The sequence below is a fragment of the Azospirillum soli genome (assembly GCF_017876165.1).
GTDB classification, from domain to species: domain Bacteria; phylum Pseudomonadota; class Alphaproteobacteria; order Azospirillales; family Azospirillaceae; genus Azospirillum; species Azospirillum soli.
On sequence record NZ_JAGINQ010000008.1, the window covers coordinates 191897 to 210979 of the forward strand.

Below are 19083 nucleotides of genomic sequence, written 5' to 3' on the forward strand. Positions count from 1 at the left end.
ATTCGCCTTAGATTCATATGGCCTCATGTGCCGGCCGGGCTTCGGCCGCATGTGCGGCCGGGACCGCCGTCGCGGTCCAAAGCGGATGGAAATCCGCTTTAAGCCCCTCCCCACGGCAAAGAAAAAGGCCCTTTCCCATCCGGGGAAGGGCCTTTTTCATGCCGGAGTCGGTGACCGAACCGGAATCAGTCGGCCGCCTGTTCCTCTTCGGCGGTGCGGTCGCCGGTATAGTGCGTCGGCCACTCCTTGCGCACGACCTCGCCGTTGCTGTCGAAGATGTGGCAGGTGTTCAGCAGCACCGGGCGCTTGGCGCGCAGCGCGTCCTCCTTGCCCTCGGCACGGGCCTTCTCCACCTTCTCGCGGGCCAGGATGGGATAGATGGTCTGGAAGGCCGTCGTAGCGATCGGACCCAGCAGCTCCACCAGATGCGTGCAGCCCTGCGTGCCGCCCAGCCGCTCCTTCACCGCGCGGGTCCAGCCGGGGCCGATCCGCAGCCCGACCAGCCGCTGGAAGTTGGGCGTGATCGCCCCGCAGGTCCGGTAGGGGCTTTTCTCGGTGACCGCTTCCACGGCATGCACGGTCAATTCGTTGTCCACCGTCAGGCGCAGCCACATGCCGTGCACGGGGTCGCCGGGCACGATCCGGCCGCGCTGTTCGGTGTGGAACTCATAGGCCTTCACGTCGGTCAGGTGGCCTTCGACGTCCCACAGGCCGTCGGTGCGGCGATACCCCCGGCAGGTGACGGTCCGGGTGTGGATCGGTTCGCGCTCGGCGGGGGCTGACAGGGGCATAAGTCTCTCGAAACAACGGATCTCGACGGTCATTCCGCCGCGGTCATTCCACCGTTGCGGGCTGCCGCGAATATCGGGGGGGCCAGCCTTTCGGTCAAGCCGGCCCCCTTGCAATGCAGCATTACGGAGACGCGCTGGCGGAGTAGTTCGATCCGAAGATGAAGGCCTCGCGGTCCTTGATCTCGTCCTCCAGATGCGCCCGTACCACGGCGAACAGGTCGCGAATCGAGACGATGCCCATCACCTCGCCCCCCTTCACGACCGGCAGGTGGCGGTAATGGTGCCGCTCCATCAGCTCCAGCGCCTCGATGGCCTGGGCGTCGGGCTCCAGAGTGTCGGGGTCGGGGGTCATCACCTCGGCCAGGGCCGTGGCGGCCGGATCGCGCCCGGCGGCGACCACGCGGGAGGCAAGGTCGCGCTCGGTGAAGATGCCCTTCAACATCCGCCCTTCGGTGACCAGCACGGCGGCGACCCGGCGCTCCGCCATCAGGATCGCGGCGTCGCACACCGTGGCGTCCGGCGAGAGGCTGGCGAGCTGCTGGTTCTTGATGACGTCGGGCATCAACTTGCGGTTCGGCATGTCTCATCTCCCATTGTGGAGCGCGTCCGCACCGGAAAACCGGCGCGAATTACGACAATGGGAAACTCTGACAGTTCGTCAACCCAGCAGTCAATACGCCGTTAAGTGGCAACTGCCTCTTCCAGCAGATCCCGCACCGCGGCCGGATCGACGTCGCGCATCGTGAAGGCCTGCCCGATCCCCCGCGCCAGCACGAAGGTGATGCGGCCGTCCTTGACCTTCTTGTCCTTGGCCATGGAGGCGATCAGCTCGTCCACGTCCCACGCCACGCCCGGCACGTCGGTCGGCTTGACCGGCAGCCCGACCGAGGCCAGATGCGCCCGCGCCTTGGCCGCGTCCTCCGCCGGACACAGGCCCAGCCGCACCGACAGGTCGAAGGCCAGCACCATGCCGATGGCGACGCCCTCGCCGTGCAGCAGCTTTTGCCCGAAGCCCGTCGCCGCCTCCAGCGCGTGGCCGAAGGTGTGGCCAAGGTTCAGCAGGGCGCGGTCGCCGCTCTCCCGCTCGTCGGCGCCGACGATGTCGGCCTTGGCGCGGCAGCTCATGGTCACGGCGTAACGGCGGGCGTCGCTGTCGCCCTCCACCACGCGGGCGCCGTTCTGCTCCAGCCATGCGAAGAAGTTCGGCAGGCGGATCAGCCCGTACTTCACCACCTCCGCATAGCCGGCCAGCACCTCGCGCTTGGGCAGCGTGTCGAGCGTGGCGGTGTCGGCGATCACCAGACGCGGCTGGTGGAAGGCGCCGATCAGGTTCTTGCCATGGCGGCTGTTGATGCCGGTCTTGCCGCCGACCGAGCTGTCCACCTGGGACAGCAGCGTCGTCGGCACCTGGACGAAGTCAATGCCGCGCAGGGCCGAGGCCGCCGCAAAGCCGGTGATGTCGCCGATCACCCCGCCGCCCAGCGCCACCAGAACGGCCGACCGCTCGATCCCGCGCTCCAGGATGGCGTCCATCAGCCGCTCGAAATGAGCGAAGTCCTTGGTCTTCTCGCCGGCCGGCAGGATGATGGCCTGGGTCGGCTCGATCCCCGCCTCGCGCAGCGTCCGCTCCAGCGTCGGCAGGTGCAGGCGCGCCACATTCTCGTCGGTGACGACGATGGGGGCCTTCCCCTTGGTGATGGCGGCGATCTTCGCCCCGGCCTGGGCCAGCACGCCGTCGCCGACCAGGATGTCGTAGCTGCGGGCGCCGAGGTCGAGGCGGACGGTGTCGGTTACGGTCGCGGTGGTCATCTCAGTGCTTCTCGGAGGTATGGGCAGCGTGATGGGCGGCGTGGTGCGCGCCGGCCGGGCGGTGGGCGGAATGGGGCAGGGTGATGCCCAGATGCGCTTCCAGCGCCTCGATCACCTGCTCGACGGTGGCTTCCGGCGGACGCTCGTCGCTGATGACGGTCAGCTCGGCATCGGCGTAGACGGGATAGCGGGCGGTCATCAGCCGCTGCAAAATCTCCTTCGGGTCGCCGGAATTCAGCAGCGGCCGGTGCGTGCGCCGCGCCGTGCGCGCAAGCAGGATGTCGAGATCGGCGCGCAGCCACACCGATAGGCCGTGCTGGCGGATCGTCGCGCGCGTCTCCGGGTCCATGAAGGCCCCGCCGCCGGTCGCCAGGATGTGAACGGGCTGTTCGGTCAGCAGCCGCGCGATGATCTTGCGCTCGACCGAGCGGAACACCGCCTCGCCGTCGCGGGCGAAGATTTCCGCGATGGTGCAGCCGGCCGCCGCTTCGATCTCCGTATCGGCGTCGATGAAGGGAAGATGCAGGCGCGCGGCCAGCCGCCGCCCAATGGCGCTCTTGCCGGCCCCCATCAAGCCGACCAGGACGACGGTTTTCGGCAGGGTTTGCTGAGGTGTCTGTGATGAAGGGCGGGCGGTCATAGCTCTGCGAAATCCCCTGGTACCGACGTCCGAGTCCAATCTTGTCGCACGACCGCGTGTTGCGCTGCACCGGGCCGTGTGGCTAAAGTGGTACGCCCTGCGAGCGATGGCCTTCGGGCCGGCGGCGCGGACGAGTGTGCGATGCTTAGCATGAAAGCGCATCCTTGTCCCAAGCCGCACGGACGCAGACCGTGATACAGCGCCGTCGTTCCTTTCACAGAAACACGTCTTCGAAAGCCATGAGCCGGTTCATCTCCGTTCTTTTCGTCCTGCTGCTGCTGGTCATCGGTGGCGGCATGGCGTTCCTCGCCTCCTGGGACATGCCGGCCCCGTCGAAGTCGGTCGAAAAGGTCATTCCGGATGAGCGGTTCCCGCGCTGACGCCGGGACATCCGCCGCGCGGATCCGCCGGCTGGCTGCCCGAACCCTCGTGGCGGCCACCGGCGCTTTCGCCGTTTCGACCTTTTCGCCTGTTTTCGCGCCCGCCTTCGCGCAGGACGCCCGCGTCGGCCCGCCGATCCGGCTTGTGCCCGCTCCGGTCCAGCCCTCCGCGCCCGCGCAGGAGCTGACCGACCCGCTGGCGGCACCCGCCCCATCCAACCCGATCCTGGTCACGCCACAGGCCAACCCGCCGTCCTTCGACGTGGTTCCGAAGGTGGCGCGCCCCTCCGGCATCCAGGTCGAAACGCTCGGCCCGCTCGACCCCGACGGCGCCGGCACGCTGGAGGGCGCGCGCGGCCTTGGCGGCAACCCCTGGCAGGGGATCGCGCGCGAGGCGGTGCTGCGCCTGATCGCCGACCTGCCCACCGCCACGCCGTCGCCCGCCGCCAAGACCCTGCAACGCCGCCTGCTGCTCAGCAGCGGTTCGCCCCAAGCCGGTCTTGACGAGCCGGCCCCGCCGCGACGTTTCGGCGCACTGCGCGTCGAGAAGCTGGCCGCCATGGGCGACCCGCGCGGCGCCGCCGACCTTGTCGCCCTGCTGTCCGAGTCGCTGACCGACGAGGCCACCGCCCGCGCCCTGACCGACGCGCAACTGCTCGCCGGCCCCATTGACTGCGCCAAGGCCACCGATGTGGGCAAGGATTTCGGCGGCGCCTACTGGCAGCGCGTCGAGCTGTTCTGCCGCCTGCGTGGTGGGGATCGTGCCGGCGCCGACCTCGCGCTGGACATGCTGCGCGAACAGCCCGGCGGCGACGACGCCTTCGTCCAGCTTGCCGAGGCTATGGCCGGCGGTCTGTCCCCGCAGCTTCGCGGTCTGAAGGATCTCAGCCCCATCGCGCTCGCGGCCATGCGCGCCACCCAGACCGGCGCGCCGCCCGACAGTCTGTCCCTGGCCGATCCCGCACGCCTCGCCGCCGTCGCCACCAACCCGGCCATCGATCCCGCGACCCGCGTGACCGCCGCCGAGCGCGCCGCCGCCGCCCTGTTCCTCGACGCCCGCCAGTTGGCCGAGGCTTACCGCGCCATTCCCAGCAAGGGCGAGGAGGTGGCGCGGCTGAAGGACATGGCCGCCCGTGACCGTTCCGCCCGCACCCGTGCACTGGTCCATCAGGCCTTCACCGGCGCCATGGACGGCGGCCGGCGCGTGGAGCTTGCCCGGCTGGCCGTGGATCTCGTCGATCCGGCGCTGCTGCCCGGCCCGGTCGGCAACGCCGCCGCCGGCCTGCTCGACACCGTGTCGCCGACCCCGGACGCCGCGGCTTTGGCTCCCGCCGCCGCGCGCCTGTACTACGCGCTCGGCCGTGCCGACGCTGCCAAGCGCTGGCACGATCTGGCCCTGCGCACCGCCCGCACCGCCGAGGTCGCCCGCCTCTGGCCGCTCTCCGTCCTCGCCGGCGGTCCGCCGCCGGGCGGCACCGCCCTCGGCCTCGCCGGCTGGCTGGACGAAGCCCTGCGCGGCGCCGATTCGGCCACCAAGTCCCGTGTCGCCGGCCAGCTCGCCCTGCTTCAGGCGGTCGGAGTCGCGATCCCCGAGGACGCTTGGCTTCAGGCCACCGACGCCGGCGCGCCGCCCCAGGCCATGGCCCCGAATCCCGCCCTGTGGGAACGCCTGAAGGATGCCGCCTCCGCCGGCCGCGTCGGCGAAACGGTCCTGACCTCCCTTCTCCTCCTCGGGGAGGGCGGTCCGGCCACCGCGTCCCCCATCGTCACCGCCCGCGTGGTGGCGAGCCTGCGCGCGGTCGGGTTGGACGCGGAGGCCCGCGCCATCGCGCGCGAAGCCGCAGCGGCACTGGCGGGCTGACGCACATGTCCACGACGACGCAGCCGAAGCGGCGCGGCCGCCCCTGCAAACCGCGCCCGGTGGGGGTCTCCCCGCATGTGGACGCCTTTCTCGACATGCTGACGGCGGAACGCGGCGCCGCGCTCAACACCCGCATGGCCTACGAGCGCGACCTCGCCGACCTCGGCGCTTGGCTCGCCCAGCGCGGCCTGCCACTTGAGAAAGCCGGCACCGAGGACCTGCGCGCCTATCTGGATTTCCAGGGCCGTGGTGACGGAAAGGAACCGCCGGCCCCGCGCACCGTGGCCCGCCGTCTGTCGGCGATGCGCCAGTTCTACCGCTTCCTTGTCTCGGAAAACCGCCGCGCCGACGACCCGGCCTCCGCCCTCGACAGCCCCAAGCAGGGCCGCCCCCTGCCGAAGATCCTGACCGAGGCCGAGGTGTCCCACATGATCGCCACCGCCCAGACGCGCGGCGGTCCGGAGGGTCTGCGCCTCGTCGCCCTTCTGGAGGTGCTCTACGCCACCGGCCTGCGCGTCTCCGAACTGGTCGGCCTGCCGATGAGCGCCATCCTGCGCGACGGGCGCGGCCTGATCGTGCGTGGCAAGGGCGGCAAGGAACGCATGGTCCCGCTGTCGGAGCCGGCCAGCGCCGCGCTCGCCGCCTATCTGCCCTGGCGCACCCACTTCATCCTGTCGGGGCGCGACGACGGGCCGGTGCGCTTCATGTTCCCCTCGCGCAGCTCGGCCAACGGCCATCTGACCCGCCAGCGCTTCGCCCAGCTGCTCAAGGAACTGGCCATCGAGTCGGGCATCGACCCGGAAAAGGTCAGCCCCCACGTGCTGCGCCACGCCTTCGCCACGCACCTGCTGGACCGTGGGGCCGACCTGCGCTCGGTTCAGAAGATGCTGGGCCACGCCGACATCGCAACGACGCAGATCTACACCCACGTCGTGTCCGAGCGGTTGAAGAAGGTCGTGCACGAGCATCACCCGCTGGCCCGCCGCAAACCCGCGCGCTCGCAATAGTCTGTCCAGCGGACGGCCTGCGGCGAAGGATCCGGGCAGCCGCCGCCCGATGCGGCTTTGGCGACTTCCCCGCCTGTGCTATAGCCTTGCACCAATTAGAGCGGATTTCGATCCGCTCTGGACCGCGACGGCGGTCCCGGACGCCCATGCGTCCGGAGCCTGGCCGGCGAATGAGGCCATATAAACCGAAAGCGAATGCCAATTCGCTTTCGAGTTGCGCGGACCAAGCGCGCACAGACAGGGGGAACCACATGGCGACGACCATCTCCGGGCTTGAAATCCTCGGCCCGATCCAGCCGGGCTTCGACGCGATTCTGACGCCCGAGGCGCTGGCCTTCGTGGCGGAGCTGGAAGGCCGCTTCGGCTCCGAGCGTCTGCGCCTCCTCGATGTCCGCGCCAAGCGCCAGGCCCTGCTCGACGCCGGCGAGAAGCCCCATTTCCTGCCGGAAACCAAGGCGGTCCGAGCCGCCGACTGGAAGATCGCCCCGCTGCCGCACGATCTGCTGGACCGCCGGGTGGAGATCACCGGCCCGGTGGACCGCAAGATGGTCATCAACGCGCTGAACTCCGGCGCGAAGGTCTTCATGGCCGATTTCGAGGACGCCAACTGCCCGTCCTGGACCAACCAGATCGAAGGGCAGATCAACCTCCGCGACGCCGTCCGCCGCACCGTCTCCTTCGACGATCCCGCAACGGGCAAGAAGTACCGGCTGAACGACAAGACCGCCGTCCTGAAGGTGCGCCCGCGCGGCTGGCACCTGGAGGAAAAGCACGTCCGCATGGACGGCGAGCCGATCTCCGGCGGCCTGTTCGACTTCGCGCTTTATGCCTTCCACAACGCGCAGGAGCTTCTGGCGCGCGGCTCCGGCCCCTACTTCTACCTGCCGAAGCTGGAAAGCCATTTCGAGGCGCGGCTGTGGAACGAGGTCTTCACGCTGGCCGAGGATTACCTGAAGATCCCGCACGGCTCCATCAAGGCGACGGTGCTGATCGAAACGATCCTCGCCGCCTTCGAGATGGACGAGATCCTGTACGAGCTGCGCGACCACTCCGCCGGCCTGAACTGCGGGCGCTGGGACTACATCTTCAGCTTCATCAAGAAGTTCCGCAACGACCCGGCCGCCGTCCTGCCCGACCGCGCCGACGTCACCATGGCGACGCACTTCCTCCAGTCCTACAGCCTGCTGGCGGTCCAGACCTGCCACAAGCGCGGCGCCCCGGCCATCGGCGGCATGGCGGCCTTCATCCCGGTGAAGGACGATCCGGCCGCCAACGAGGTCGCCTTCTCCCGCGTCCGCGCCGACAAGGAGCGCGAGGCGGCCAACGGCCATGACGGCACCTGGGTGGCGCACCCCGGCCTCGTCCCCGTCGCCATGGAGGTGTTCAACACCTACATGCCCGGCCCCAACCAGATCGACCGCAAGCGCGGGGACGTGACCGTCACCGCCGCCGACCTGCTGACGGTGCCGGAGGGGCTGAAGACCGAGAAGGGCCTGCGCATGAACGTGGCCGTCGGCATCGGCTACATCGAGGCGTGGCTGCGCGGCCGGGGTGCGGTGCCCCTGTTCAACCTGATGGAGGACGCCGCCACGGCGGAGATCAGCCGCACCCAGGTCTGGCAGTGGGTCCACCACGGTTCCACCCTGGATGACGGCCGTCCGGTCACACTGGCCCTGGTGGACGACATCATCGCCGAGGAACTGGCCGCCTGGAAGGCCCGCATCGGCGACGACGCCTTCGCCCACGGCCTGTTCGAAGACGCGGCGGCCCTCTTTCGCGACCTCGTCGAACGCAAGGACTTCGTGGATTTCCTGACCCTGCCGGCCTACGACCGCATCGTCGCCCAGGGGGCCTGACTTCCCGTCCCAATCGCCCCCTCTCCCCTTTGGGGAGGGGGGACGAAGTCACGCCTTCCGCGTCAGCACCAGCGCCGTCAGGTCATCGTCGATCGGTCCGGTCGCGTAGAGCGCGCGCAGCACGCCGTCCAGGAACACCGCCGCGTCCGGCTCGGCCATGCGCTGGGTGACCAGTTCGGCCAGCCCGCCCTCGTCCAGCACGTCGTCCCCGACCGGGATTTCGATGGCGGCGTCCGAATAGAAGAACAGGCGCCCGCCCGGCGGCAGCGGCAGTTCGCGCGCCTCATAGTCCGCCGAGGCGAGGAGGCCCAGCGGCAGGCCGGCGCTCTCGCCCAGCACCGGGGCGGCGTCGCCCGGCGCCCAGACCATCGGCTTGGTGGAACCGGCCGAGGCGTAGACGAAGCGGTTCGTCTCCAGATCGAACACGCCGGCCAGCATGGTGGCGAACTGCCCGTTGGGCAGCAGGGCGTACAGCCGCTTGTTGACAGTCGCCAGGAAGGTCGCCGGGTCGAAGTCGGAAAAATCCATCTGCTGGCAAATGGCGTGCAAGCGGAAGGTGTTCAGAGCCGCGCCCACGCCATGGCCGGAGAAATCCACCAGATAGACCACCAGCCGGCCCCGGCCGTCACGCCGCAGATCCCAGAAATCGCCGCCCAGCTCCGACGACGGCGCGAAGTGGGCGTGAATCGCCAGCCCCAGCGCCGCCTCCACCTCCGCCAGACGCTCAGGCGTCGGCATCAGCCGTTCCTGCATCTTGCGGGCGAGCGCCAGTTCGCTCTCCGTGCGCTCGTGGAACAGGCGCAGGTCGTGGACCAGGGCGCGGTTCTGCAAATGGATGCGCACGCGCGCCAGCAGCTCCACCGCGTTGATCGGCTTGGTCACATAGTCGGTGGCGCCCGCCGCGAAAGCCTTGGCGCGGTCCTCGGCCCGGTTCAGGCTCGACTGCACCAGCACCGGCAGATCCTTCCACACCGGATCGGCGCGCAGGCGCTTGCACATCTCGAACCCGTCGAGGTTCGGCATCATCAGGTCCAGCAGGATCAGGTCCGGCCGGAAACTGTTCATGCGGGACAGCGCGTCGATGCCGTCCTCGGCCATCGCCACATGGTGAACACCGCCGCGTTCCAGCAGGGCCAGCAGCAGGTGGCGGTTGACGCGGTTGTCGTCCACCACCATCACCCGCGCGTTCTCCAGGCCGGGCAGGCCCCCCTGCGCTTCGGTCATGCGGTTCTCCCGCGCTCAATCCAAACAAGCGTGTGGTCGTCGCCCGGCGTGTCGCCCAGCGCCGCCGTCAGCGCGCCGGTCACCGCCGCGAAGGCGTCCCCGCCAGCCCCGCCCACAGCCTTGGCGACCACGCATCCCAGCCCGTTGCCCTCGCAACCGTTCCCCGCCGCGTCCAGCGCGTCCAGCGCGTCCAGCACGGCGTTGGAATAGAGCGCCAGCACCGACCCGGCGGGGAAGGGCAGGGTGCGCTCCTCGTAGCGGTGGCTGGCTTCGATGCCCACCGGCAGGCCGGTGGCGTCGCCGAATTGCAGTGGCGCCCCGCCGGGCGGGATCAGCAGCGGGTTGGTGGCCGCCGCCGCCGCGTAGGTGAAGCGCTCCGCAGCGCCGTCGACCACGCCGTAGATGAAGGTCGCGTGCTGCCCCAGTTCCAGCAGGCCGACCGCGCGGTCGTTCAGCTCCGCCAGGAAGGCGGCGGGCCGATCGCCCAGTGTCGGCGCCAGCTCGTGGATCAGCGTGTGCATGCGGAACGCGTTCAGCGCTGCCGACACGCCGCGTCCGGCCATGTCCAGCAGGAACACGCCGAACCGCCCCTCGCTCAGCGGCAGCACGCCCCAGATGTCGCCGCCCATGTCGGAGGACAGGATGGTGTGCGAGCGCAGCTCCACGCCCGCGCTTTCCTTCAGCGAGGCGCGCAGCGCCGCCGAGGGCAGCAGGTGGTCGTACATGGACCGCGCCATGGCCAGCTCACCCTCCACCCGCGCGCGGTAGGTCTGGAGGTCGCGGATCAGCACGCGGTTTTCCAGATGGATGCGCACGCGGGCCAGCAGCTCGGTCCGGTCCAGCGGCTTGGAGATCAGGTCGGTGGTGCCGGCGGCGAAGGCCTTGTTGCGGTCGTCGCTGGACGACAGGGCGGTCTGCACCAGCACCGGCAGGTCGGCGTAGGCGTGGTCGGCGCGCAGCCGCCGGCACACCTCGAACCCGTCCATGCCCGGCATCATGATGTCCAGGATCAGCAGGTCGGGGGTGCGCGCCTCGATGTGGGCCAGCGCCTCGAAGCCGTCCTTGGCGTAGGCGACGTTGTGGAACCCCGCCTCGTTCAGCAGGGCGCCGATCAGGGTGCGGTTGAAGTCGGTGTCGTCCACCACCAGGATGTGGCAGTCGGTAATGGCCGGCCGCTGGTCGCCCGTTCCGGGTTCGCCGGCCGCCGTCCCAGCCCCCGTCATCGCTGCCGTCACAGCGGGAACCTCATGCGGATGCGCCGACCGCCGTCCAGCAGCTGCAGCTCCTCGGCGATCGCGGCGATCAGATCCAGGCCGCGCCCGGACGCGCCGTATTCGATGTGCTCCGGCCGGGCGAAGCCGGTGCCCTCGTCGGCGACCTCGACCACCACGGCGTCGTCCTCCATCCAGACGCTGACCTCGACGCGGCGGTTGGCGAAGGACGGGTCGGCCATCCGCTCGGCCAGATCGTGGGAGAAGCGCTCCAGCGCCGCCACGCTCAGCCCCTTCATGCCCTCAACCTGAAGGTTGCCGTGCACCACCGCGTTGCTGATGGCCTCGTGCAGGGCCAGCTCCATGTCGTCGCGCTGGGCGTCGGGCATTGGATGCCGCTCGGCGATGCCGCCGATGATGCGCCCGGCAAGATGCAGGTGGTTGGCGGTTCCCGTGGTCACGCAGGCGAACAGGTCGGCGTGGCGCGCCCGCTCCACCGCCTTGGTCAGCTCCACGTCGGTCAGGGCCGCGACCTCGATCCAGGCGGCGAAGGGCCGCGCCCAGATCTCGGCGGCGTCGGCCGCCTCCGGGCCGCCCAGCAGCGCCAGAACGGGGCAACGCCCGTCATGACCGGTTTTGGGGCCGGTTTTGGGGGCGGCCTCGGCCTGCCACGCCGGCAGGCGCAGCGCCGCCGACAGCCGGTCCAGCCGGTCGGCCGGCAGGTCCAGGCCGTGAATGGCGCAAACGTGGGGACGGGCGACCGTCAACGGATCAGTCCTCGATCGTGACGATCTTGTTCAGCTGGGCCACGGTCAGCACGCGCTTGACCTGGCCGGTCGCCGCGCGCAGCACCAGAAGCTTGTCGGCGTTGGCCATCTCTTCCCGCGCGATCAGCAGCATGCCGATGCCCGCCGAATCGACGAACTCCAGCGCGGAAAGGTCGAGGATCTGGCGCTTCGCCTTGTTCTGCAGCATCTCGCGAATCAGCGCCCGCAGCTTGGCGTGATCGTTGAAGGTCAGCCGGCCGCGCAGCCGAACCACGGCCTCTTGCTCTTTGATATCAATTCCGTAGTCCATGGTCCGCTGTCCCCGATGGGTCGTTGGGCACGGCCGCCCTGTCGTTCGGGCCGCGCCGGGAAGGCTGTATCAAAAGAGTCCGCAGTCTCAAAAGAGTTCGATGTCGCCGCCGGAACTGTCGTCGTGGCCGGCATCCACGTCAAGCGCGCCGTGCTCGTCCAGCGCGGTGCCCTCCAGCAAAAGTTTGCGCACGAAGCGCTGGCGCATCTCGCTCAGCTTGAAACGGCCCAGCAATTCGTCCAGCCATTCCTGCGGAACCTGCGCGCCCATGGACGCTGGCAATTCGACGCGGGTGCGGTTTTCCAGCTCGTCCAGGCCGGCGACCATAATGGCGAGGCTGTCGTTGATCGCCTCCAGCCGCTGCTTGGTCAGGTCCTGGAACTGCATGCCCGTGACCATGTGGCCGATGGTCGCGGACATCTCCGACGATACGTTCGCCGCCGTTTCCAGCACATGCTGGAAATGGTTGGTCTGGTCGACCAAGCTTTCCATGGTCTTGTCCACCCGCTCCTTGGCGAGCATCTGGGGCGACATGTCGGTGTCGGCGATCTGGCGCAGGATCTCGTGCCCGTTGCGCACGCCCTTCACCACCGCCGTGACCTTGGAGCGCATGCGCTCGGCCAGCTCGCTGGTGGAGCGGGACAGGTGCCGCACCTCCTGCGCCACGACGGCGAAGGTCTTTCCGGCCTCGCCGGCGCGGCTTGCCTCAATGGTGGCGTTCAGGGCCAGGAAGTTGGTCTGCCGGTTGATGCCGTCGATGTCGGCGATGGACTTCTCCAGCTCCGACACGTCCTTCTGCACATCGTCCAGCAGATAGACCATGCTCATGGCGTGGCGCGACAGGGTCACGATGTTCGCGATCATGTCGGCGATCATGTCCTGCATGGTCGTGACCAGCTGGTCCATGGGCACGCGCTCGCCGTCGATCTCGACCGAACCGGCGACCATGACGATCTGCTCGACCCGCTGCGACTGCTCGATCGCCTTCTCGGCCAGCTCGCGGAAGCGCGCCGACAGGTCGAGCGTCGCGTCCTCCACGGTGCCGGAGGTGCGCGTCAGCTCGTGCTGGATGGCGTCCAGCGTGCGGCGCTGCAGATCGGCGTAGCCGAGCCAGGTGGACAGCAGCTCACCGGTGACGGGGACCTTGCCTCCCGCTCCCGACGATTCCGGTCCGGCTTCCAGAATGGGCGCGCGACCGTCGAAAGACATAGCGGTGCTCCTCAGTTCGTCCGCGCGCGGTCGCCGATGGCGTCGAACGCGCGCAGCATCTCGGCCGGGATCTGGGCCAGCGGCAGTTCCACGGCGACCGCGCCGGCCTCCTTGGCCGCACGGGGCATGCCATAGACGACGCAGCTCGATTCGGTCTCACCAATGGTATATGCCCCTGCCTCGCGCATCGCCAGCATTCCCGATGCGCCGTCGCGGCCCATGCCCGATAAGATCACGCCCACGGCGTTCGCCCCGGCCGCCTTGGCGACGGAGGAGAACAGCACGTCCACCGACGGGCGGTGGCCGCTGACCGCCGGGCCGTCCTGGACGTGGCAGGCGAAGCCCTGGGCGTCGCGGATGACCACCAGATGGCGGTCGCCGGGGGCGATGTAGACCACCCCCTGGGTCAGGCGGGCGCCCTCGGTCGCGACCTCCACCCTCGGGGCGGACAGCCGGTCGAGCCGCGCGGCGAAGCTCGGCACGTAGCTGGGGCCCATGTGCTGGGTGATGACGATGGGCGGGCAGTCGGCGGGCATGACGGCCAGCACGTCGCGGATGCGCTCCACCCCGCCGGTGGAGGCGCCGATGGCGATGAAGCGCGTGCCCGACCCGGCGCGGCGCGGCGTGGCCAGGGTGGGGCCGGGGGCGTGCGGCCGGCGCATGGACAGGCGCGCGGTGGCGGCTACGCGGATCTTGGCCACCAGCTCGTGCGCCATCGCCTCGAAGCCGTGACCCTCCGATCCGTCCGGCTTGGCGACGCAGTCCACGGCGCCGATCTCCATCGCGCGGATGGTCGCGTCCGACCCCTCCTGCGTCAGGGACGACACCATCACGACCGGAGTCGGGCGCAGGGTCATGATCTTTTCCAGGAAGGAGAGGCCGTCCATGCGCGGCATCTCGACGTCCAGCGTGATGACGTCGGGGTTGGTCTGCTTGATGACCTCGCGCGCCTCGTAGGGGTCGCGGGCGACGCCGGCCACCTCGATCCCCGGTTCCTGCGAGATGATGGACTTGAGCATCTCCCGCATCAGGCTGCTGTCGTCCACGATGACGACGCGAATGGGACGCGGCATGGCTCAATCCTCTCCGAACAGTTCCACGTCGCCCTCGATCGGCTTCTGCCGCAGGGTCGAGCGGAAGTGCAGTTCCTGGTTCGCGGTCTCCGACAGGGCCTCCGGGCGCAGCATCTTGCGCATGGCCTTGCCGGAATGCGGAAAGTAATGGACGCGCCGGGCCGACGCGCCGCCCAGATCCTGACCGACCAGCTTCAAGCCTTCCCGCCGGACGTAGTCCAGGGCGAAGCGGGCGTTCTGCTGGCCGACGTCGAAGCTCGATTCGATGACGCGGGCGCCGCCGAACAGCTTGACCTCCAGCCGGTCGCGCTTGGCGCCCTTGGACAGCAGCTCGTTGATCAGCCGTTCCATGGCGACGGAGCCGTAGCGCGCGGCGGCGCCGGCATCGCCATGCTCGGACTCCGGCACCTCGGGCAGCAGGAAATGGTTCATGCCGCCGACCGCCGCCGCCGGGTCGTAGACGCAGGCCGCCACGCAGGAGCCCAGCGTGGTCACCATCATCACGTCCGCGCGGTCGCTGACGAGGTGATGGCCCAGAAACACCTTCAGGGTGTGGGCTTGGAACTGCGGGTTGTAGTAGCTGCCGCCATGGCGCGCTTCCGCCGCGCGACGGCCTGCGAAACCAGCCATGCGCTTAGATTCTCCGATAGATGGTTGGTCCGGTCTGGCGGAAACTGTTCGACACTCCGTACAAGCTCTCCGAATGCCCAAGGAACAGATACCCGTCGTGCGCGAGCATGCGGGCGAAATTCTCGATTACCTGGGTCCGTCCGGCGCGGTCAAAATAGATGAGAACGTTGCGGCAAAAAATCGCGTCGAACGGCCCCTTCATGGGCCAGTGCTCCAGCAGGTTCAGCGGCTTGAAGGTGATCAGCCGCCTGAGATCCTCGCTCATGGAAATCTTGGCCTCGCCGTCCTCGCGGATGCGGGTGGCGTAGCGGTCGCGCAGGTTGGCGGGGATGCTGTTGGCGACCTCCGCCGGATAGACGCCGCGCCGGGCGGTGTCCACCATGTGCGTGTCGATGTCCGTCGCCAGGATCCGGGCGTCCCACCGCCGCAACTCCGGCCCGAAGGCGGAGGCCAGCACCATGGCGATGGTGTAGGGCTCCTGCCCCGACGAACAGCCCGCCGACCAGATGCGCAGACGCGGGTGCGAGGATTCGCCCTGGTGGCGCGCCCGCATCTCCGGAATGGCCTTCTGCGCCAGGAAGTCGAAATGGTGCGCTTCCCGGTAGAAGCTGGTCAGGTTGGTGGTCAGCGCGTTGACCAGGAATCCGACCTCGTTCGCCCCCTCCTCGCCCTCCAGCAGCGCGCAATAGGCGTCGAAGTCCGTCAGCCGCAGGTCGCGCAGCCGCCGCGCCAGGCGCGAATAGACCATCTCCATCTTGTGCGGTGCCAGCGCGATGCCGGCCAGCTGGTACAGCATCCGCGCGATGAAGTCGAAATGCCGCTGCTCGAACGGGAACTCCCGCCGTCCGGGGGCGAGGGGGGCTGCGGCGATGCGGGAGGGGGAGGGGATGGTCATCGGCACGGACTCAGAAGCCCAATAAGTCGGGGTCGTTGGATAGCGCCGTGTTCATCACCGTTCACTCCCTCATCGCATTTTGACCGTCATTCCCGCGAAGGCGGGGATCCAGGGAAATTTGGAAACTCGTCGGGATGCCCTGGATTCCCGCCTTCGCGGGAATGACGAGCCAGTGAAATTATGCCACCCCGGCCCTGGCGCGGGCTTCCACCGATGCCCTGTCCAGCGCGAAGAAGGCCATCTGCTTGCGAAGCCCGTCCGCCTGCTCCTCCAGCGAGCGGGCCGACGCCGTGCTTTCCTCGACCAGGGCGGCGTTCTTCTGGGTCATCTCGTCCATCTGGGCGACGGCGGTGTTGACCTCGTCCAGGCCGGAGGCCTGCTCCGCCGTGGCCCGCGCGATCTCCGACACCAGATCGGCGACGCGGGCGATGCCGGACACGATGTCGGTCAGGGTCGCGCCGGCCGAGCGGACGAGGTCCACGCCGTCCTTCACCTGCGACCCGCTGTCGTTGATCAGCGTCTTGATCTCCTTCGACGCCTGCGCCGACCGCTGGGCGAGGTTGCGCACCTCCTGCGCCACCACGGCGAAGCCGCGGCCCGCATCGCCGGCCCGCGCCGCTTCCACGGCGGCGTTGAGCGCCAGCAGGTTTGTCTGGAAGGCGATCTCGTCGATCACCCCGATGATGTCGGAGATCTTCTGCGACGACTGCTCGATCCGGCGCATCGCCTCGACCGCGCTGGTCGCCACTTGGCCGCCGCGTTCGGCCGCGGCGCGGGCGTCGTTGGCGAAGACGTTGACCTGCTGGGCGTTGTCGGCGTTGGACCGCACGGTGGCGGCCAACTCCTCCATGCTCGCGGCGGTCTCCTCCAGGCTGGACGCCTGCTGCTCGGTGCGTTCCGACAGGTCCAGGCTGCCGTCGGCGACCTCGCGGCTGGCGGTGGCGATGGCCTCGGCGGCGGCGTTGATGCGGCGGACGATTTCCGACAGCTTCTCGACCGTGTTGTTGAAGTCGTCCTTCAGGCGCTGGAACACGCCCTCGTACTGCTTGTCGATGCGGCGCGACAGGTCGCCCTGCGACAGCGATTCCAGCATGGAGGCCAGCTCCTCCGACACGCCGGAGACGTTCTCGGCCAGCCGGTTGATGCCCTCGCTGACCAGACGGAAGAAGCCGGCCTTGCCCTCCAGCGAGATGCGTTGCGAGAAGTCGCCGCGCACGGCGTTCTCCACCATGGCGCTGATCTCGCGCTCGATGGACAGCTCGTCGGTCAGGTCGCGCCATTCGATGACCGTGCCCAGCCGCTCGCCATGGCGCCCCACCACCGGGTTGGCGACCACTTGGAACGTGCGCCGCCCCGCCGTGAAGGTCGCCTTGTGCGCCCCCGTCAGGCCGGACAGGATGCGGTTCTGGTGCGCCGGATCCTTGTGGAACAGGTCGAGTTTCCGGCCGATCAGGGTCGTCGCGTCGAAATGCGGCAGGATCGTCTTCAGGTCGGCCTCGGCGACCTTGAACAGCTCCAGAATGGAGTTGTTGCAGTAGGTGATCACGCCGTCGGTATCGGCCATCATTACGCTGGCCGACACGCGGTCCAGCCCGATGCGGGAGCGCACGGCGGACACCGCCTCGTCCTTGAAGGCGGCGACGGCGCGGGCCATCTCGCCCAGCTCGTCCTTGCCGTCGGTGTGCGGGACGGTGACGTTCAGGTGCCCGTCGGTCAGGTCAGTCATGACCTTGCGGATGCCGGCCACCGGGGCGGTGATGGAATCGGCGATCACCTTAGCCGCCAGGATGCCGAGGATCAGCGAGGCCAGCCCGATCACGACCGACAGGATGAAGCCGTTGGACACTTCCGCTTCGGCCTGCCGCTCGATCCCGTCCTGCTCGGCCTGGACGGCGGTCACGACGGAGGCCAGCGTCTCGTTCAGGCGGGAGACGACCTTGGCGACCACGTCGGCGCGCTGGCGGTCGATGTCCTGGTCGGTCGCGACGGCGTCGTTGAAGGCGGCACGGTAGCCGGGGGCCTGCGCCTCCACCTCGCGCAGCAGCTGGCTCAGGCGGGCGTCGTTCAGCAGGGTCTCCGCCTCGCGGATATGCTCCAGCATCTCAGCGAGGTTCTTCTCCATCAGCTTCGGCGCCGCCGCGTCCTTCATTCCGATGAAGCGGTTGGCGAACAGGCGGGTCAGCACCCAGTGCTTCTCAGCCTCCCCAGCGGCGAGCGCGCCATCCTTGTTTCCGGATGCCAGCGCGCCCTGGACGATTCGCTCCAGCGTCTCGGTGATCTGGGCGCCCAGCGGGTCCATGCGCTGGCGCAGCGCGGCGTCGTAGCGCTCGCGCAGCACCCGCAGGTTTTCGAACTGGTCGTGGTAGTCGGCGTGCAGGCGGGACAGCTCGTCGAACTTGGCGGCGTGGGCGCTGGCCTTGATGGCGGCCTGATGCTCGGCCACCACCCGGTCGAACTCGACCCGCAGGGCGCGCTGCCGTTCCAGGGCCTTGATGTCGCCGGTGAACAGGTAGTCGCGGCCCTGGATGCGCTGGTTGGCCAGCCGGGCCTCAAGACCCTTGGCGAAGGTGGCGAGGTCGGAGGAGGCGAGCACGGCATCGACGCTGCCGTTCAGCGCACGGATGCCGAGCAGCCCGGCCCCGACCTGCGCGGCCAGCAACGCCAGCAAGAGCCCGAAGGCGAGCCACAGCCGTTTCGAGATCCCCATGTTCGACACGACCGAACCGATCCCCTTCGCCATGCCCGCTTCTCCCGCTGTGTTGTGTCGAACTGGCGCAAGCCCTTAGCCGCTGCATGGACTCTTTGGAACTACGACCTTCCGGCTATCTTCGTCCCCCTCCCCCAAGGGGGGAGAGGGGGATCGATGTCAATTCGCCTTTTCCAGCGCCGGGGGTGCCTTGTGCAGGCCGTCCACGTCGCCGTTGTCCGTCGCGAACAGCCTCTCGACGCTCAGCAGCGTGACCATGCGGTTCTCGGCGGTGTAAAGGCCGCTCAGGTACTCCGCATCGACCATGCCGCTGTCCACGTCGGGCGGCGGCTTGATGCTGTCGTGGCCAATGGCCAGGATGTCGGAGATGGCGTCCACCAGGATGCCGCGCGTGCGTTCGCCGACCTGGATCACCACCACGACGTGGCGTTTCGTCACGTCGGTGGCGCCGCCGCCGAAGCGGGCGCGCAGGTCGAAGATCGGGATGATGATGCCGCGCAGGTTGATGACGCCGCGCACGTAGTCCGGCAGGTTCGGCAGCCGGCTTTCCGGCGTCCAGCCGCGGATCTCGCGCACCGACAGGATGTTGACCCCATACTCCTCGGAGCCGACGGTGAAGGTGACGTACTGCTCCTCGGAGCCGTTGATCGCCATCGCGTCGGTGCGGGTGCCTCCGACGGTGGCGAGCGCGGTGGAAGTGCTCATCGCTTTGG

Annotated in this window: 18 protein-coding genes; 4 read left to right on the top strand and 14 right to left on the bottom strand. The window is 69.0% G+C overall.

The window, feature by feature from the left end; translation table 11 throughout:
- Positions 1-185: 185 nt before the first annotated feature.
- The 4 genes from J2852_RS15040 to J2852_RS15055 all read right to left on the bottom strand — a co-directional run bounded on the left by J2852_RS15040 (position 186) and on the right by J2852_RS15055 (position 3240).
- A complete protein-coding gene (locus J2852_RS15040; RefSeq protein WP_209876835.1) occupies positions 186-791 on the bottom strand; it encodes a DUF2889 domain-containing protein in 606 nt (201 codons plus the stop codon).
- 121 nt (positions 792-912) lie between these two features.
- Complete coding sequence (locus tag J2852_RS15045) at positions 913-1371, bottom strand: CBS domain-containing protein (RefSeq protein ID WP_209876841.1); 459 nt, start codon at positions 1369-1371, stop codon at positions 913-915.
- A gap of 101 nt (positions 1372-1472) precedes the next feature.
- Positions 1473-2600 carry a 3-dehydroquinate synthase gene (gene aroB, locus J2852_RS15050; RefSeq protein ID WP_209876843.1) on the bottom strand — a complete coding sequence of 376 codons (1128 nt, stop codon included), beginning with the start codon at positions 2598-2600 and terminating at the stop codon, positions 1473-1475.
- 1 nt (position 2601) lies between these two features.
- Entirely contained in the window at positions 2602-3240 is a 639-nt protein-coding gene (locus tag J2852_RS15055; RefSeq protein WP_209876845.1) for a shikimate kinase, read from the bottom strand.
- Between the two features lie 239 nt (positions 3241-3479).
- On the opposite strand from J2852_RS15055, the gene J2852_RS15060 reads away from it, so the two are divergent.
- From J2852_RS15060 to aceB, 4 genes are all read left to right on the top strand, one after another.
- Positions 3480-3620 carry a hypothetical protein gene (locus J2852_RS15060; RefSeq protein ID WP_246499669.1) on the top strand — a complete coding sequence of 47 codons (141 nt, stop codon included), beginning with the start codon at positions 3480-3482 and terminating at the stop codon, positions 3618-3620.
- A complete protein-coding gene (locus tag J2852_RS15065; protein WP_209876849.1) occupies positions 3601-5481 on the top strand; it encodes a hypothetical protein in 1881 nt (626 codons plus the stop codon). The genes J2852_RS15060 and J2852_RS15065 overlap by 20 nt, the downstream gene beginning before the upstream one ends.
- Before the next feature lie 5 nt (positions 5482-5486).
- The gene (locus J2852_RS15070) at positions 5487-6488 is read left to right on the top strand and encodes a site-specific tyrosine recombinase XerD (RefSeq protein ID WP_209876850.1); all 1002 of its coding nucleotides are present in this window, start codon (positions 5487-5489) and stop codon (positions 6486-6488) included.
- A gap of 251 nt (positions 6489-6739) precedes the next feature.
- Positions 6740-8344 (top strand): malate synthase A, encoded by a 1605-nt coding sequence (aceB, locus tag J2852_RS15075; protein ID WP_209876852.1) that lies wholly within the window; start codon positions 6740-6742, stop codon positions 8342-8344.
- Between the two features lie 48 nt (positions 8345-8392).
- On the opposite strand, the gene J2852_RS15080 is transcribed toward aceB, so the two are convergent.
- The 10 genes from J2852_RS15080 to J2852_RS15125 all read right to left on the bottom strand — a co-directional run bounded on the left by J2852_RS15080 (position 8393) and on the right by J2852_RS15125 (position 19075).
- A complete protein-coding gene (locus J2852_RS15080) occupies positions 8393-9568 on the bottom strand; it encodes a PP2C family protein-serine/threonine phosphatase (RefSeq protein WP_209876854.1) in 1176 nt (391 codons plus the stop codon).
- Complete coding sequence (locus J2852_RS15085) at positions 9565-10803, bottom strand: response regulator (RefSeq protein ID WP_343206750.1); 1239 nt, start codon at positions 10801-10803, stop codon at positions 9565-9567. The genes J2852_RS15080 and J2852_RS15085 overlap by 4 nt, the downstream gene beginning before the upstream one ends.
- Positions 10800-11546: an ATP-binding protein gene (locus J2852_RS15090; RefSeq protein ID WP_209876856.1), complete on the bottom strand. Its 747-nt coding sequence runs from the start codon at positions 11544-11546 to the stop codon at positions 10800-10802. Before J2852_RS15090 ends, J2852_RS15085 begins: the two co-directional genes overlap by 4 nt.
- 4 nt (positions 11547-11550) lie before the next feature.
- A complete protein-coding gene (locus tag J2852_RS15095) occupies positions 11551-11856 on the bottom strand; it encodes an STAS domain-containing protein (RefSeq protein WP_209876858.1) in 306 nt (101 codons plus the stop codon).
- Positions 11857-11943: 87 nt separating this feature from the next.
- Positions 11944-13065: a methyl-accepting chemotaxis protein gene (locus J2852_RS15100; RefSeq protein WP_209876860.1), complete on the bottom strand. Its 1122-nt coding sequence runs from the start codon at positions 13063-13065 to the stop codon at positions 11944-11946.
- A gap of 11 nt (positions 13066-13076) precedes the next feature.
- Positions 13077-14138, bottom strand: coding sequence for a protein-glutamate methylesterase/protein-glutamine glutaminase (locus J2852_RS15105; protein ID WP_209876862.1), 1062 nt, complete (start codon positions 14136-14138; stop codon positions 13077-13079).
- Between the two features lie 3 nt (positions 14139-14141).
- The gene (locus tag J2852_RS15110; RefSeq protein ID WP_209876864.1) at positions 14142-14768 is read right to left on the bottom strand and encodes a chemotaxis protein; all 627 of its coding nucleotides are present in this window, start codon (positions 14766-14768) and stop codon (positions 14142-14144) included.
- 4 nt (positions 14769-14772) lie between these two features.
- Complete coding sequence (locus tag J2852_RS15115) at positions 14773-15663, bottom strand: CheR family methyltransferase (protein ID WP_209876866.1); 891 nt, start codon at positions 15661-15663, stop codon at positions 14773-14775.
- A 178-nt stretch (positions 15664-15841) separates the two neighbouring features.
- Positions 15842-18403, bottom strand: a complete 2562-nt coding sequence (locus tag J2852_RS15120) for a methyl-accepting chemotaxis protein (RefSeq protein ID WP_209876868.1) — start codon at positions 18401-18403, stop codon at positions 15842-15844.
- Between the two features lie 126 nt (positions 18404-18529).
- Positions 18530-19075 carry a chemotaxis protein CheW gene (locus J2852_RS15125; protein WP_209876870.1) on the bottom strand — a complete coding sequence of 182 codons (546 nt, stop codon included), beginning with the start codon at positions 19073-19075 and terminating at the stop codon, positions 18530-18532.
- Positions 19076-19083: the final 8 nt, after the last annotated feature.